This is a genomic window from Eupransor demetentiae (assembly GCF_963930865.1).
Lineage (GTDB): Bacteria > Bacillota > Bacilli > Lactobacillales > Lactobacillaceae > Eupransor > Eupransor demetentiae.
In genome coordinates this window covers 1-16,146 of record NZ_CAWVOH010000003.1, presented here as the reverse complement: position 1 = coordinate 16,146, position 16,146 = coordinate 1, and the positions used below count along the sequence as shown (strand labels likewise).

At 46.0% G+C, this 16,146-nt stretch carries 12 protein-coding genes, 1 tRNA gene and 1 pseudogene; 2 read left to right on the top strand and 12 right to left on the bottom strand.

The features are described 5' to 3' along the window. Nucleotides 1–168: 168 nt before the first annotated feature. The 7 genes from ABSY64_RS06260 to rpsL all read right to left on the bottom strand — a co-directional run bounded on the left by ABSY64_RS06260 (nt 169) and on the right by rpsL (nt 7,235). Nucleotides 169–1,248, bottom strand: coding sequence for an ABC transporter substrate-binding protein (locus ABSY64_RS06260; protein ID WP_349642232.1), 1,080 nt, complete (start codon nt 1,246–1,248; stop codon nt 169–171). Next, a complete protein-coding gene (locus tag ABSY64_RS06255) occupies nt 1,248–2,072 on the bottom strand; it encodes an ABC transporter permease (protein ID WP_349642231.1) in 825 nt (274 codons plus the stop codon). Before ABSY64_RS06255 ends, ABSY64_RS06260 begins: the two co-directional genes overlap by 1 nt. Before the next feature lie 10 nt (nt 2,073–2,082). Beyond that, nucleotides 2,083–2,883, bottom strand: coding sequence for an ABC transporter permease (locus tag ABSY64_RS06250; protein ID WP_349642341.1), 801 nt, complete (start codon nt 2,881–2,883; stop codon nt 2,083–2,085). After that, on the bottom strand, nt 2,873–3,988 hold the full coding sequence (locus ABSY64_RS06245) for an ABC transporter ATP-binding protein (protein ID WP_349642230.1): 1,116 nt from the start codon (nt 3,986–3,988) through the stop codon (nt 2,873–2,875). Before ABSY64_RS06245 ends, ABSY64_RS06250 begins: the two co-directional genes overlap by 11 nt. 116 nt (nt 3,989–4,104) lie before the next feature. Then, nucleotides 4,105–6,216: an elongation factor G gene (gene fusA, locus ABSY64_RS06240; protein WP_349642229.1), complete on the bottom strand. Its 2,112-nt coding sequence runs from the start codon at nt 6,214–6,216 to the stop codon at nt 4,105–4,107. A 117-nt stretch (nt 6,217–6,333) separates the two neighbouring features. Next, complete coding sequence (gene rpsG / locus ABSY64_RS06235) at nt 6,334–6,804, bottom strand: 30S ribosomal protein S7 (RefSeq protein ID WP_349642228.1); 471 nt, start codon at nt 6,802–6,804, stop codon at nt 6,334–6,336. Between the two features lie 17 nt (nt 6,805–6,821). Further along, the gene (rpsL, locus tag ABSY64_RS06230) at nt 6,822–7,235 is read right to left on the bottom strand and encodes a 30S ribosomal protein S12 (protein WP_349642227.1); all 414 of its coding nucleotides are present in this window, start codon (nt 7,233–7,235) and stop codon (nt 6,822–6,824) included. Nucleotides 7,236–7,479: 244 nt separating this feature from the next. Here rpsL and ABSY64_RS07615 point away from each other — a divergent pair. Continuing rightward, nucleotides 7,480–7,722 (top strand): annotated as a pseudogene (locus tag ABSY64_RS07615) (prepilin peptidase); the annotation flags it as partial. A gap of 3 nt (nt 7,723–7,725) precedes the next feature. Continuing rightward, nucleotides 7,726–8,124, top strand: a complete 399-nt coding sequence (locus ABSY64_RS06225; protein ID WP_349642226.1) for a hypothetical protein — start codon at nt 7,726–7,728, stop codon at nt 8,122–8,124. Nucleotides 8,125–8,148: 24 nt separating this feature from the next. On the opposite strand, the gene ABSY64_RS06220 is transcribed toward ABSY64_RS06225, so the two are convergent. The 5 genes from ABSY64_RS06220 to ABSY64_RS06200 form a co-directional block, all read right to left on the bottom strand. Further along, the gene (locus tag ABSY64_RS06220) at nt 8,149–10,608 is read right to left on the bottom strand and encodes an ATP-dependent Clp protease ATP-binding subunit (RefSeq protein ID WP_349642225.1); all 2,460 of its coding nucleotides are present in this window, start codon (nt 10,606–10,608) and stop codon (nt 8,149–8,151) included. A gap of 119 nt (nt 10,609–10,727) precedes the next feature. Further along, nucleotides 10,728–11,846, bottom strand: coding sequence for a peptide chain release factor 2 (prfB, locus tag ABSY64_RS06215; protein ID WP_349642224.1), 1,119 nt, complete (start codon nt 11,844–11,846; stop codon nt 10,728–10,730). A gap of 50 nt (nt 11,847–11,896) precedes the next feature. Beyond that, entirely contained in the window at nt 11,897–14,305 is a 2,409-nt protein-coding gene (secA, locus tag ABSY64_RS06210; protein ID WP_349642223.1) for a preprotein translocase subunit SecA, read from the bottom strand. 133 nt (nt 14,306–14,438) lie between these two features. Beyond that, a complete protein-coding gene (gene serS / locus ABSY64_RS06205; protein ID WP_349642222.1) occupies nt 14,439–15,749 on the bottom strand; it encodes a serine--tRNA ligase in 1,311 nt (436 codons plus the stop codon). A gap of 322 nt (nt 15,750–16,071) precedes the next feature. Next, nucleotides 16,072–16,145, bottom strand: a tRNA-Ile gene (locus tag ABSY64_RS06200). Between the last annotated feature and the right edge of the window lies 1 nt (nt 16,146).

Below are 16,146 nucleotides of genomic sequence, written 5' to 3'. Positions count from 1 at the left end.
CGCGCCCATGGCAACGCGGCCGCGCGTGTCGCAACCTTAATCATCATCGCTAAACATTGATACACCAGTCTTTCGGAGGGTTATTAACCCATCCCCTCGAAAGGCGTACCTGATTATATTATCAAAAAAACCCTTGCATAGCAAGGGTTTTTAGGCTTTTTCTTGGTCTTATCGACGAGTCATTTTGAAAGCCAAAAAGGCATCATTATATTCTTCTGTTTCTTTTTGATTCAAATTATTGTAAACCTGCAAGTGATTCAAGACCTTTTGCTTTGGATAAAAGGCCTGATTATTTCGAACATCAGCTGGCAATAACTGGTAAGCCTTTTTGTTTGGTGTGGCATAACCGATGTAGTTCGCATTTTGGGCAGCATTTTCTGGCTTGCTCATAAAGTTGATAAAAGCATAGGCAGCGGCCTTGTGCTTGGCATTCTTTGGAATAACCAAGTTATCGAACCATTCGTTGGATCCTTCAGACGGTACCAAGTAACGCAAATCCTTATTTTTAGCCATGGCCTGCGCCGCTTCACCGGAATATGTGACGCCAACGTTGGCTTCGCCCTGAATCATGTACATCTTCAATTCATCAGCAACAATGGCCTTCACGTTTGGCATCAAAGAAGTTAACTTCCCTTGCGCAGCAGCTAGGTCGCTTTGGGAGGTGTCATTGACGGACTTACCCTGCGAAATCAGGGTCATCCCCATGATGTCACGGGCTGAATCAACCAACATGATTTGTTTGCGCAAGTTTGGCGACCAGAGGTCGTCCCAGTGGCTGACCTGGCTAGCTTGAATTTTTTTACTATTGTAGAGAATGCCAAGCGTTCCCCAGAAATATGGAACAGAATAGCGGTTCCCTGGATCAAAGGAACGGTTTAAGAAGTTGGCGTCATAGTTGGACATCCCCGTCAAACGGCTCTTATCCAAGGGTTCGACCAAGTTGTTCTTAATCATCTTTTGGACCGTGTAGTCCGATGGAACCGTCAAATCGTAGGAGGTCCCACCCTGCTTGATTTTCGTGTACATCGCTTCGTTGGAGTCAAAGGTTAGATAGTTAACCTGATAACCGGTTTCCTTGGTAAACTTCGTCAAAAGCTCGGGATCGATGTAATCTCCCCAGTTATAAAGGTTTAAGATCTTACCATCCTTTTGCCCCTGGTCACTGGACCAGTTCAAGGAAGTCCGAAAAGCAAAAAGCGCAGCAATGATAACCAGCAGACTTGTCGCAGCAATTAAAATCTTTTTCATTAGCCATGCTCCTTTGGTACAAGCATGTCGGCCTTCTTAGCAATCTTGCGATTTGCTGGCCGAGAAGAAATCACATAATAAACCAAGACCAGAACCAGCGAAATGGCGAACATCAAAGCTGATAGCGCGTTGATTTCAAGGCTAACCCCTTGGCGGGCACGGGAATAAATTTCCACTGCCAAAGTGGTAAAGCCGTTTCCAGTAACAAAGAAGGTAACCGCAAAGTCATCTAGCGAGTAGGTAAAAGCCATGAAGAAGCCCGCCATAATTCCCGGGGAAATAACCGGCAAAATCACTCGGCTAAGGACCTGCCAGCCGTTTGCACCGAGATCTTGAGCAGCGGGTACCAGCGTTGAACCGATTTCTCGCAGGCGCGGTAGGACCATCAAGACCACAATCGGAATTGAAAAAGCAACGTGGGCCAGTAAGACAGACACAAAGCCCAGTGAAAACCCAATCATAGTGAAAAGAATCAAAAACGATGCCCCGATAATAACGTCCGGTGAAACCAAGAGGACGTTGTTGAGGGATAGCAAAACGTTTTTAACAATCGTCTTGCGCTGGTTTGTAATCAGCAAAGCCCCCATCGTACCGACAATCGTCGCAATCAAGGCTGAAGACAAAGCCAAAATCAGGGTATCCAGGAAAACGACCAAGATGTGACTATCTTCGAAGAGTTCCTGGTAATGCACCCAGGAAAAGCCCTGCCAGCCCTGCATGCTGTCACCAGCATTAAAGGAGTAGACGACCAAGTAAATGATTGGGAAGTAGAGCAGAATAAAGACCGCCCAGAGATAGAGGTTAGCACTATTAAATTTTTTCATTCTAACCTCCTTACTTTTCACGCGTTAGCAGCATGGTAATTACCATCGCTAGGATGAGGACCATCCCGATAGTAGCACCAAACTGCCAGTTCTGCGTCACGAGGAAATGTTCTTCAATGGCTGTTCCCAACGTAATCACCCGGTTTCCACCAATCAAGCGAGTAATCATGAAGAGGGAAAGACTGGGAATGAAGACGGCTTGAACGCCCGACTTTACACCCGGCATCGATAGCGGCCAAATGACCCGGCGCAAAGTTTGCCAGCGGGAAGCACCCAAATCCTGACTAGCCGCCGACAAAACGGGATCAATCTCAGCCAAGGCATTGTAAATTGGCAAAATCATAAAGGGAATTTCGATGTAGGCCGCAACCAGCATAAAGGACCAATCCGAAAAGAGCAGCTGCTTGGGGGCAATGTTAAAAATCGCCAAACCCTGGTTAATGATGCCGTTGTGCCCCAGCAAACCAATAAAGGCATAAGTCTTAAGCAAGAGGTTAATCCAAGTTGGCAAAATCACCAGCAAGAGCCAGAATTGTTTGTACTTGAGCTGGTTAATCAGATAGGCCGTTGGGTAGGAAATCAAAAGCGTTGCCAAGGTAATCAAAGCGGCATAAAAAACCGAATTGAAGGCCATCGTTAGGTAAGTGCCCGAAGTAAAGAAGGTGGCATAATTGGACAGTGTGAAATGCCCATCGATACTCATCAATGATTGCCAAAGCAAAAGCGCCAACGGTGCCATGACGAAGAAGAGCAACCAGAAACCGTAGGTTGCGTAGAGAAGCCCTTGCGAAAATTGTCCCTTAGTCCGCATTGTGGTCACCTTCATCGTCGTAACTGTCCAAGCGAGCATCAAAGTCATCTTCTGATTCGTCGTAACGCATGATATGGATATCTTCCGGATCAAATGTCAGGCCAACACGTTCTCCGATTTTGCCGGGGTTCGTAACCTGAATTTGCCAGTGGTTACCATCATCATCGATGGCCGCAATTTCATAAAAATCACCACGGAAGGACTGATCTTCAATTGTGACAACCAACTTCCCCTGTTCAACCGTCGTAAGGTCAAGGTCTTCCGGACGCAAAACAACTTCAACGCGTTCATTCGGGCGCATGCCGGCATCAACATTTTCGAAATCCTTACCATCGAAGTGCACGACATAATCGCTCTTCATAATGCCCTTGATGATGTTACTTTCGCCGATGAAGTCCGCAACAAAGTGATTAATTGGCTCGTCGTAAATATCTTCCGGCGTGCCGTTTTGCTGGATAACACCGTCATTCATGACGAAAATCCAATCCGACATGGCCAGCGCTTCTTCCTGATCGTGCGTGATAAAGATAAAGGTGATGCCCAGTTCTTTTTGAATTTGGCGCAACTCGTGCTGCATAGCCTTACGCAACTTGTAGTCCAGGGCGGACAATGGTTCGTCAAGCAAAAGCACTTCCGGATCATTGGCTAAGGCGCGGGCGATGGCCACTCGCTGCTGTTGGCCACCAGAGAGTTCCGAAATTTCACGATTGGCATAAGCCCCCAACTTCACCAAGTCGAGCATGTGTTCGACTTGCGCTTTAATTTTGGCTTTAGGCCAGCCCTTTAACTTAGGACCAAACGCCACATTATCGAAGACATTCATGTTGGGAAAAAGCGCGTAATTCTGGAAAACCGTGTTGACTCGGCGCTTTTCGGCTGGCATATTGTTAATTCGTTGGCCTTCAAAAAGGATGTCGCCTGAATCGGCCGTCAACTGACCAGAAATCAGCTTCAAGATGGTTGATTTTCCAGAGCCAGATGGGCCTAGCAAAGTATAAAATTTCCCAGCATCAATTTCTAAATCAATGTGGTCCAAGACATGGGTATCGCCAAAGGACAAATCCACGCCCTTAAACTCAATTATTGGTGTTTCTTTAGCAGTCACATTCATTACCTCAAGCTATTCAATGCTTTCCATTTTACAACAAATGTCGGCCTTTTCGTTTAATTTATTGCAGCAAAAAAGCACTGCTTTCGCAGTGCTTTTTAAAGAAATCGGAATTAAGCTTCTGAGCCGTGTTCCTTGATGATTTCTTCTTGAACGTTCTTTGGAACTGCCTGGTAGTGGTCGAAGACCATCTGGAAAGTTCCACGTCCTTGCGTAGCTGAACGCAAAGTCGTTGCATAACCGAACATTTCTGACAATGGCACCTGAGCCTTAACGGCCAAAACAGGTCCACGGTTTTCTTGTCCTTCAATCAAACCACGGCGAGCTGAGACGTGTCCCATAACATCACCCAAGTTTTCTTCAGGAACAACAATGTCGACAGCCATGATTGGTTCCAAAATAACGGCACCGGCAGTCTTAGCAGCTTCCTTCAAAGCCAATGAAGCGGCAATCTTAAAGGCAGCTTCAGAAGAATCGACATCGTGGTAAGAACCATCGTACAACTTGGCCTTCAAGTCAACCAATGGGAAACCAGCCAATGGGCCAGCTTGCATAGCTTCCTTCAAACCAGCTTCAACTGATGGAATGTATTCACGAGGAACAACACCACCGACGATGGCGTCTTCGAATTCGAAGCCTGCTCCTTCTTCGTTTGGTGAGAATTCGATCCAAACATCACCATACTGTCCCTTACCACCAGACTGACGCTTGAAGAATCCACGAGCTTGAACAGTCTTCGTGAAGGCTTCACGGTAAGCAACTTGAGGGGCACCAACTTGGGCTTCAACGTTGAATTCACGCTTCATACGATCAACCATGATGTCCAACTGCAATTCACCCATTCCGGCAATCAAAGTATCACCAGTTTCCTGGTTAGTCGTTGCACGGAATGAAGGATCTTCTTCAGCAAGCTTCTGCAAAGCAGTAGCCAACTTATCTTGATCAGCCTTAGTCTTAGGTTCGATGGCCAATTCGATAACTGGTTCTGGGAATTCCATTGATTCCAGAACAAGTGGGTGGTCAACGGCAGTCAAAGAATCACCAGTAGTAGTGTTCTTCAAACCGATGGCAGCGGCGATATCACCAGAGAAGACTTCTTCGATTTCAGTACGTGAAGTGGCGTGCATTTGTAGCAAACGACCAACACGTTCACGAGTATCTGAAGAAGTGTTTTGTACGTATGAACCAGACTTCAAAGTACCAGTGTACACACGCATGAAGGTCAAACGACCAACGAAAGGATCAGTCATGATCTTGAAGGCCAAGGCAGCAAATGGCTTTGAGTCATCGGCAACCAAGTCAACTTCTTCATCAGTCTTTGGATCAGTGGCAACGTATGGGCGCACTTCCAAAGGTCCTGGCAAGTAGTCAACGACCGCATCAAGGACCATCTGAACACCCTTATCCTTGTAGGCAGAACCTGCAAGAACTGGGTAAAATTCAAGGTTCAAAGTAGCGCGACGGATCGCAGCCTTCAATTCGTCCTTTGAAATTTCTTCCCCTTCAAGGTACTTGTTCATCAAGTCTTCATCAACATCAGCAACGGCTTCAATCAAAGTTTCGCGCTTCTTAGCTGACAATTCCTTGTAATCTTCAGGGATTTCACGTTCTTCCCACTTAGTTCCCAATTCATCATCAGGGTAGTAGGCCTTCATGCCAACCAAGTCGATAAGAGCGGCGAAGTCATCTTCGGCACCAATTGGCCATTGGATAGCTTCTGAGTTAACCTGCAAACGATCGTGGATTGAGTTAACTGACATTTCAAAGTCGGCACCCAACTTATCCATCTTGTTAACGAAAACAATACGGGGAACGTTGTAAGTAGTAGCTTGGTGCCAAACAGTTTCGGTCTGAGGTTCAACCCCAGCGGCACCATCCAATACGGCTACGGCACCATCCAAAACACGGAGGGCACGTTCAACTTCGATAGTAAAGTCCACGTGACCTGGGGTATCAATGATGTTGACACGGTATGGGTCGTTTTCGTATTGGTCAAAGAATCCACGCCAAACCGCAGTAGTAGCGGCAGACTGGATCGTGATTCCACGTTCCTTTTCCTGGTCCATGAAATCCATTTGTGAAGCACCATCGTGGGTTTCACCAATCTTGTGAATCTTTCCTGTATAGTACAAGATACGTTCCGTGGTCGTCGTCTTACCGGCATCGATGTGGGCCATGATACCAATATTACGAGTATGATCAAGCGGGTATTCACGTTTTGCCATTTGTGAGTTTCTCCTGATTTTCTTCTATTTGCAACAAAAAGCGACACAGTAATTGTGCGCTTTTTTAATTATGGTTATATAGTGGACAAACCTTGGTCTTAAGCGACCTTGGTCATCTTACCAACGGTAGTGAGCGAAGGCACGGTTGGCTTCAGCCATCTTGTGCGTATCTTCGCGCTTCTTAACAGATGCACCAGTATCGTTAGCAGCATCCATGATTTCCTTAGCAAGACGTTCGTCCATTGTGTGTTCGTTACGCAAACGAGCATAGTTAACCAACCAACGCAAACCAAGAGTAGTACGACGGTCAGGGCGAACTTCGATTGGCACCTGGTAGTTAGAACCACCAACACGGCGGGCCTTAACTTCCAATACAGGCATGATGTTTTCCATTGCTTGTTGGAAAACTTCCAATGGTTCGTTACCAGTAGCTTCCTTGATACGATCGAAAGCATCGTACAAGATAGTAGAAGCGGTTCCACGCTTACCATCAACCATCAACTTGTTGATCAAGCGGGATACCAACTTTGAATTGTAAATTGGGTCAGGCAAAACTTCCTGACGCTTAGTATAACCTTTACGTGGCATGAGTCAGTTTCTCCTTCTTACTTCTTAGGGGCCTTAGTTCCGTACTTTGAACGGGAAGTCATACGGCCATCAACACCAGCAGTATCCAATGCACCACGGATAATGTGGTAACGAACACCAGGCAAATCCTTAACACGACCACCACGGATCAAAACAACCGAGTGTTCTTGCAAGTTGTGACCGATACCTGGGATATAAGCAGTAACTTCAAACAAGTTTGAAAGACGCACACGGGCGTACTTACGCAAAGCTGAGTTAGGCTTCTTAGGGGTCATCGTTCCGACACGAGTTGCAACGCCACGCTTTTGTGGGGCAACATTCTTTGTCGTCTTCTTCTTCATTGAGTTGTAGCCGAAGTTCAAGGCAGGTGAGTTAGACTTAGTAGCTTGAGACTTACGTGACTTACGAACCAATTGGTTAATTGTAGGCATCCTACGATCTCCTTAATTGTTGTTTTTACACAGTTCCAGGTGTGCCATTTTGTCGATTAAACAAAAGTGCTCACCTGAAATCTGCTGTGAATTGCCTTTACAGCGCCGTTCAGCACTCTGTGACCGAGTCACAAAACAGATTACTTAAAAGCACGTCAAATATAATAGCAGATTCTGGGCCGGTGTCAAGCGCTTTTACCCAGGAATTTTGTGACAAATGTCTGGCAATTTCGTCTAATTAAGTATGACAAAAATATTGATTGCTTCGATTTTTACCATTTTAATTTCAGCTGGCCTTTGTCGGCTTGATCGCCAGGGGTGCGGCACCTATTCAAAGGCCAAGCGATCACACTGTTTTCACTGCGGACGGGTTTTGCGTGCATGGCAACTAATCCCTATTTTATCAGCTTTAATACTTCGAGGACGTTGTTTCTTTTGCCGGACAAAATACGGCTGGCGTTATTTTTATTGGGAGTTGTCCGGCTTTCTCTTGGCTTACTGTCTCGGGACGGATAGTTCGGGCCTCTTGACCGCCTTTGTTCTATTGTTAGCCTCTTACCAGGATTGGCAAAATGGGGAGGTTGACATCTGGCCATTATGGGCCCTCTTCTTCTGGCAGGCCTGGCATAATTGGTCGCAATTCGAACCTCTGCTAGTGCTGGGTATTTTCTGCCTTTCACTTTACTTTATTTATGTCCGAAAAGCTCTGGGCGCTGGCGATTTGCCCGTCCTCCTGCTCCTCGGTTTGGGAACAGTGGTCCAGTTTGCGTCAGCGACACTGGCAGCAGCCTGTTCGGCCTTAATTTACATTTATCTTTCGAAACGACCAGCCATCCCCTTCATCCCCTTTTTAACTTTAGGATATTTTTGTAGTTATTTATGCCAATAAAAAACAGGCCGAAGCCTGTTTAGATTACGCAGTAACTGCTTTTTTAACCGATAGTTTGATTTTACCTTGCTTAGCACCAATTGTAACGGTGTCGCCAACCATGATCTCACCGGAAAGCAAGCTTTCTGAAAGTTGATCTTCCACCTGTGACTGAAGAACTCGACGAATTGGACGAGCCCCGTATTCAGGATCAAAACCAGCCTTAGCGATGGCATCAACAGCGGCAGGTGTCATCTTGACCTTCACGCCTTGTTCAGCCAAACGTTGGAGAACACGACGGCTCATCAACTTCACGATTTGGTGAAGTTCTGGGCGGTCAAGAGAATTGAAGACAACGATTTCGTCCAAACGGTTAATAAATTCTGGACGGAAGCTTTCCTTCAAGGTTTCACGCATCTTAGCCGCCATAGCCTTGTGGTCCGTTGACAAATCAACAGCACCAAAACCAACTGACTTTTCATCGCGCAAACGGGTAGCACCCAAGTTTGAAGTCATGATGATAACCGTATTACGGAAATCAACCTTACGACCCTTTGAATCACTGAGATAACCATCATCAAAGACCTGCAACATCAAATTGAAGATGTCGCGATGGGCCTTTTCCACTTCATCAAGCAAAACAACGGAGTAAGGATGGTTGCGGACCTGTTCGGTCAACTGTCCACCCTGGTCATAGCCAACGTAGCCCGGTGCCGAACCAATCAAACGACTGGCGGAGTAACTTTCCTGGAATTCGGACATGTCGACACGAATCAAGTTATCTTCACTACCAAACATGGTTTCAGCTAAAGCCTTCGCCAATTCAGTCTTACCAACGCCAGTGGGCCCCAAGAACATGAAGGAACCGATTGGACGGTTAGGATCTTTTAATCCAGAACGGGCACGGCGGATGGCCTTAGCAACTGCAGAAACTGCTTTGGGTTGACCAACCACGCGGTCGCCCAAAACCTTTTCCAAGTTAACCAAGCGCTGCTTTTCGTTGCGTTCCAACTGGGTTAAAGGCACGCCAGTTTGCTGGGAAACAACCTGGGCGATATTTTCTGTTTGCACTTGCAAGCGGTACTGTTCACCCTTTTCTGCTGCCTTTTGCTTACGAGCCAATGAACGGTCAATCTTCTTGCGAAGGTCCATCTCTTCTTGACGATACTGAGCGGCTTCCTCGAACTTAAGGGCCGTAATGGCATCATCCTTTTGCTTTTGGACTTCAACCAAGCGCGCTTGATTTTTCATCAATGGCGTCTTTGAGTCAACGGCATCAATACGCACCTTAGCTGCAGCTTCATCCATCAAATCGATGGCTTTATCCGGCAAAAAACGACCCGTAATATAACGAGATGATAGTTTAACAGCCGCATCAATGGCTTCGTCTGAAATCCGTACCTGGTGGTACTTTTCAAAACTAGGACGTAGGCCCTGCAGAATTTGGATGGCTTCTTCGACTGAAGGTTCCTTAACGGTTACTTGAGCAAAACGACGTTCCAAAGCAGCATCGGATTCGATGTACTGCTGGTATTCATCGAAAGTAGTTGCCCCAAGCATTTGCAGCTCACCACGAGCTAAGGCAGGCTTCAAAATGTTGGCGGCATCGATGGCCCCTTCGGCACCACCAGCGCCAATCAAGGTGTGCAATTCGTCAACAAAAACAATAACTTGCCCATCTTTTTCGATTTCTTCAATCACCTGCTTCAAGCGGTTTTCAAACTCGCCACGGTACTTTGTTCCCGCAACAAGTGAACCCATATCAAGGGCCATCAAACGCTTTTGCTTCAGATTATCTGGTACTTGGCCCAAGACAATTTTTTGTGCAAGACCTTCGGCAATCGCTGTCTTACCAACACCGGGTTCCCCGACCAAGACCGGATTGTTCTTCGTGCGACGAGACAGGATTTGGATGACGCGGCGAACTTCTTCGTCACGCCCAATAACTGGATCCAAACCTTTTTCTTTTGCCAAATGAGTCAAATCACGTGACAACTTATCCAGCGTTGGTGTTCCTTGCGGTGCCTTATCACGCTGTTGCTTCATTTGCTTACGAAGGTCGGTGATGCCCAGCTTACGCAAAATAGCACGATTCATTTCCTTCAAGTTGCCATCCAAGGCAGCAAGAATCCGCGATGAAAGGATACTTGAATCTTGCAAGAGGGCAAGTAAAATATGCTCAGTCCCAGTGTCGCTTTGTCCTAACAAATGGGCTTGCTCCTGGGCCTGACGCAAAATTTCCCCAGCCTTGGGTGAATATGGTAGGTAGAGCCCGGCTTCGTAAGAATCCGTCATACCATAGCCAGTAAAATGTTCAATTTCGGCCTTGATATCATCGGCCTGAATATCAAATTGTGAAAGCACTTGGCTGGCAATACCGTTCTTTTCGATGGCCAAAGCCAAAAGAAGGTGTTCGGTTCCAACCGCTTGGTGCTTGAAATACTTGGCTTGCTCTTGAGCAAGGACCAAGACGTTTTGTGCAGCGTTCGTGTAACTATTTTCCATATAAGCCTCCTTACGTTCGGCAGGAAAAGCTGAAAGATTGATATACATTATAACGCAATTAACGCTTTTATAGAAATATCTAAAAAAGCAGAAAAAGTCGAAACTAAGTTTCGACTTTTTTAGTCAGGATTTTTAAGTGAAAGTTGCCACTGCAGATAGGCGTTGATAAAGGGATCCAAGTCCCCGTCCAAGACATCTTGTGGCTGGTTCGTTTCGTAGCCAGTACGGTGATCCTTCACCATTTGATAAGGGTGCAAAACGTAAGAACGGATTTGTGAACCCCAACCGTTTTCAAGCTTTTCGCCCGCAATGGCAGCACGTTCAGCTTCCTTCTTTTCCAATTCACGCTGGTAGAGCTTTGATTTCAAAAGGCGCATGGCGTAATCACGGTTACCATACTGCGTACGGTCAACCGTTGAAGCCACGACAATTCCAGTTGGAACGTGGGTCAAACGCACACCGGTCGAAACCTTGTTGACGTTCTGTCCCCCGGCTCCACCGGAACGAAAGACGTCCATCTTGATATCTTCAGGACGCACATCGACTTCGATTGAGTCATCTAATTCAGGCATGACATCAACCGAAACGAAAGAAGTGTGTCGACGGCCAGCCGAATCAAAAGGTGAAATACGCACAAAACGGTGCACACCCTTTTCACTACGCAAGAAGCCGTAGGCATTGTGCCCCGTCACCTTAATAGCAGCCGAATCAATTCCGGCTTCATCGCCCGGGTTGTAATCCAAAACATCGATTTGGAAATCGTGCTGCTGGGCCCAACGCGTATACATCCGGTAGAGCTTTTCGCCCCAATCCGTTGATTCCGTTCCACCAGATCCGGGGTGAATTTCCAAGATAGCATTGTTGGCATCGTATTCACCCGTCAACAATTGCTCCAAGTTATAGGCTTCAATGTCCTTCTTGGCCTTGGCAATTCCTTCTTCTAATTCTGTGGCGGTATCCGTATCCTCAGGATCTTCAGCATACATTTCTGCCAAAACTTGCAAGTCTTCTACCTGACCAACCACGTTCAAAAATGAGTCACGACGCTTTTTCAAAACGTTGTTGGCGTCAATAATTTCTTGAGCGTGTTCGTGATCATCCCAAAAGGCCGGTTCAGTCATTTGGTTTTCATAATCAGCGATTTCTTCAGTTAACGCCTCGAGGTCAAGAGATCCGCGAAAACGGTCAATGTTCTCCTGCATTTCTTCAAGGCTATGCTTAACATCAACTTGATCCATCTGGTTCCTTTCTCAAAAGAAAAGCGAACACGCGGTTCGCCTAACTTCTATTAAGCAATTCGTTGACGGATTTCAGACTTCATAAATGTCCGAGTCGCATCATACTCAATATCTTCAATCATCTTATTAAAGTTTGCAAATGCTTCGTTTTGGTATTCAATCAATGGGTTCAACTGACCATAACCACGCAAACCAACACCTTGACGCAAACGGTCAAGTGAATCAATGTGATCCGTCCAGTGTTGGTCAACAGCACGCAAGATAACGATTCGTTCGAAAGCCAACATTTGGTCGTCTTCGTTCAAAACCTTCTTCTTTTCGTTGAAGCTCTGCTGAGCCACGCTGAAGAGCTTGTCCTTCATTTCTTGACGGGACATGTTCTGCAAACGAACCATACCATTGCTTCCAACTGACAAAGCATTGTCAACGAAGTTCGTGATTTCATCCAAATGCCACTTGGCTGGATCAGTTTCTTCAGTCTGGGCGTCAACGACACGGTCGATTGTGCGCTTAACCATTGGCATCAAAACTTCATCCAAGGACTTCTTTTCATCCAAAACTTCATCACGTTCGCGGTAAATCAATTCACGCTGTTCACGAACAACATCATCGTATTGCAAGACATTCTTACGAGTATCGTAGTTGTTACCTTCAACACGCTTTTGTGCTGATTCAACAGAACGAGTAATCCAACGCGAAGTAATCACAGTGTCTTCTTCGTCCATGTTCATGCGTTGCAAGAGCATACGAACACGTTCGGCACCGAAACGAATCATCAAATCATCTTGCAAGGACAAGAAGAACTTTGAGAAACCGTTGTCTCCCTGACGTCCAGCACGTCCACGCAACTGATTATCAATACGACGTGATTCGTGACGCTCCGTCGCAATCACGGCCAAACCGCCTAATTCGTTAACGCCCGGTCCCAATTTGATATCGGTTCCACGACCAGCCATGTTGGTGGCAACCGTAACGGCCCCACGCTGACCAGCGTTGGCGATAATTTCGGCTTCCTTTTCGTTGTTCTTGGCGTTCAAAACATTATGTGGAATGTGGTGAGCCGTCAAAAGCTTAGAAACCAATTCAGATGATTCAACAGAACCAGTACCCAAAAGGACTGGCTGTCCCTTGGCATGTAATTCCGTAACTTCTTTAATCACGGCGTTGTACTTTGACTCCAACGATGGGTACAAAACGTCGGCTTCATCAACACGAAGAACCGGCTTGTTAGTAGGAATCTGAACAACATCCATGTTGTAGATTTCACGCAATTCTTCTTCTTCGGTCTTGGCGGTACCAGTCATACCAGACAACTTCTTGTACATACGGAAGAGGTTCTGGTAAGTGATCTGAGCCATCGACTTGTTTTCTTCGCGGATTTCTACGCCTTCCTTAGCTTCAATGGCTTGGTGCAAACCATCTGAAAGACGAGTTCCGTCAGAAATACGACCAGTTGACTGGTCGATTAACTTGATTTCACCATCTTGGACCACATAATCCTTATCGCGCAAGTAGTTAAAGTTGGCGCGCAAAGCTTGATCAATGTGGTGAGTCAAAGCAGTGTTTTCAGCATCGTAAAGGTTATCAAGGTTGAAGAACACTTCCGCATTCTTAATCCCTTCACTAGTCAAAGTCGTGTTCTTGGCTTCTTCGTCGACCTTGTAATCGTCATCGCGAGTCAAAGTCTTAACAAAACGGTCGGCTTGTTCGTACAGTGGTGAAATTCCTGACCCAGGTCCAGAAATAATCAAAGGCGTACGAGCCGTATCAATCAAAATTGAATCCGCTTCATCGATTAGGGCAAAGTTCAGGCCACGTTGCATGACACGGTCTTCAGCACGGGTAACCATGTTATCGCGAAGGTAATCGAAACCAATGTTGAAGTTGGTTGAATAAGTGATATCGGCGTCATAAGCAGCGCGCTTATCTTCTGGTGAATCGTCACCAACGTTAACACCGACCGTCAAACCAAGCCAGTTATAAAGCTGACCCATTTGTTCAGCATCTCGCTTTGACAAGTAATCGTTAACCGTGACAACGTGCACGCCGCGACCAGCCAAGGCGTTTAGGTAAACCGCCATCGTGGCCGTCAAAGTCTTACCTTCACCAGTCTTCATTTCAGCCAAATTACCTTCGTTCAAGACGATGGCACCCATGATCTGAACGTGGAAGGGGTACAAGCCCAAAACACGCTTAGCCGCTTCACGAGAAACCGCGAAAGCTTCTGGAAGAATGTCACTCAAGATCTTGTTCAAGTCCTTAAGTTCAGCTTCCTTATCCTTAGAGTTAGCTGTTGCTTCTTTAATACGTTGCTTAAATTCTGCAGTTTTTGCTTGTAGGGCCTCGTCAGACATAACCGACATGGTATCGGCATAGCTCTCGACTTGGTCAGCAATTTTATCAATTTTTTTAAGTTGTCGCTTCGAATTATCAAGTAATTTACGAACTGGATTAGCCATGCTGTGTATAATGCCTAAACCTTACGGTAGAGGCACTCCCTTCAAAATAATTTCACTCAATTTTTTTACAGTAAACTAATTGTAATTATATCAAAAAAAGCTTGAAAAATATAGATTCTCAAGCTTTTATTCTTTAGAAGTGTGGGGTTGCTTGCAACTTTTCTTCGCCACCCATGTAAGGGCGCAAAACTTCAGGAATCGTCACGGAACCATCTTCGTTTTGATAGTTTTCCAAGATAGCTGCAACGGTACGTCCGACAGCCAAACCAGATCCATTCAAGGTGTTAACCAACTGCAACTTACCCTCATCATCACGGTAAGTGATGTGCATACGACGGGCCTGGAAATCCTCGGTATTTGAACATGATGAAATTTCACGGTAAACGTTTTGAGCTGGCAACCAAACTTCGACATCATAAGTCTTTGCGGCTGAGAAGCCCATGTCCCCGGTTGAAAGCATGATGACGTGGTAAGGAATCTCCAACTTTTGAAGGATGTTTTCGGCGTTGGCCGTCATCTTTTCCAATTCGTCATATGATTGTTCAGGCTTGGTAAACTTAACCATTTCCACCTTGTTGAACTGGTGCAAACGAATCAAACCACGCGTGTCACGTCCGGCTGCACCGGCTTCCTTACGAAATGATGGTGACAAAGCCGTAAACTTAATTGGCAAATCTTCCGCCGGAATCGTTTCCCCTGAGAAGTAGTTCGTTAAAGGTACTTCGGCAGTTGGAATATAGGTCTGATCCAAACCTTCGACACGGTAAGCATCATCTTGGAACTTTGGATACTGTCCCGTTCCATACATCGCCGAATCATTAACAACGATTGGCGTAATCATTTCCGTGTAGCCTTCTTTGCGGTGTTCGTCCAACATGAAGTTGTAGACAGCACGTTCCAAACGAGCGCCATCACCAATGTAGTAAAGGAAACGAGCACCTGAGACTTTGGCACCACGCTCAAAATCCAAGATACCAAGATTTTCACCGATTTCCCAGTGAGGCTTAATCCAATCCGGCTGCTTTTCTAGAGCATGAGGACGAGTTCCATAATCCTTGGGCGCCCACTTGCGCTGTTCGACATTGGCATCTTCATCGGGACCAACCGGTACGTCAGCTGCGGCCAAATTAGGCATATGCGCAGCAAGTTCTTGAACCTTGGCGTCCAGTTCAGCTTGCTTAGCATCCAATTCCTTAATCTTTGCCCCAACCTTTTGCATTTCAGCAATGGCATCAGAAGCATCTTCCTTTTGGCGCTTTGCAAAAGCAATTTTGTCAGAAACTTCGTTACGTTGAGCCTTCAAACCTTCAACTTCGGAAATAATCGTACGACGATCTTCATCCAACTTAAGTAATTCATCGAGTTTTTCAGGTTCAACATAGCGTTCTTGCAAGCGACGACGTGCTTCTTCCGTATTCTTACGAAGGTACTTCATATCTAACATTTAATTTCTCCTTTATACAAACAAAAAACGTTTCTCGCCCGGTCTTATTGACTAAGACACAGGGACGAAAAACGCATTCCGTGGTACCACCCAGATTCTGCCATTGGCAGCTCTCATTTATCGGTAACGGTGATAACCGAACAGCATTACCTGTTAAGCGTGACTTATTGGAGTTTCAGTCGTGATTACTTACAGCACCGCAATCTCTCTTTGATGACCTACTTATGATAAGCTCTTGCCTATATCTTATGCCATGCATTGAGAAAAGGCAAGTAATTTATTTTAGGACACAAAAAAGGAGGAGCTTGCACTCCCCCACCTATGGGCCATCCAGGACTCGAACCTGGGACCTCTGCGTTATCAACACAGCGCTCTAACCAACTGAGCTAATGGCCCA

What these genes read in the sequence shown, in the direction of transcription:
- ABSY64_RS06250 (WP_349642341.1), bottom strand. Translation starts at nt 2,883, where the DNA reads ATGCGGACTAAGGGACAATTTTCGCAAGGGCTTCTCTACGCAACCTAC.
- prfB (WP_349642224.1), bottom strand. Translation starts at nt 11,846, where the DNA reads ATGGATCAAGTTGATGTTAAGCATAGCCTTGAAGAAATGCAGGAGAAC.
- ABSY64_RS06255 (WP_349642231.1), bottom strand. Translation starts at nt 2,072, where the DNA reads ATGAAAAAATTTAATAGTGCTAACCTCTATCTCTGGGCGGTCTTTATT.
- ABSY64_RS06220 (WP_349642225.1), bottom strand. Translation starts at nt 10,608, where the DNA reads ATGGAAAATAGTTACACGAACGCTGCACAAAACGTCTTGGTCCTTGCT.
- serS (WP_349642222.1), bottom strand. Translation starts at nt 15,749, where the DNA reads ATGTTAGATATGAAGTACCTTCGTAAGAATACGGAAGAAGCACGTCGT.
- rpsL (WP_349642227.1), bottom strand. Translation starts at nt 7,235, where the DNA reads ATGCCTACAATTAACCAATTGGTTCGTAAGTCACGTAAGTCTCAAGCT.
- fusA (WP_349642229.1), bottom strand. Translation starts at nt 6,216, where the DNA reads ATGGCAAAACGTGAATACCCGCTTGATCATACTCGTAATATTGGTATC.
- ABSY64_RS06260 (WP_349642232.1), bottom strand. Translation starts at nt 1,248, where the DNA reads ATGAAAAAGATTTTAATTGCTGCGACAAGTCTGCTGGTTATCATTGCT.
- secA (WP_349642223.1), bottom strand. Translation starts at nt 14,305, where the DNA reads ATGGCTAATCCAGTTCGTAAATTACTTGATAATTCGAAGCGACAACTT.
- rpsG (WP_349642228.1), bottom strand. Translation starts at nt 6,804, where the DNA reads ATGCCACGTAAAGGTTATACTAAGCGTCAGGAAGTTTTGCCTGACCCA.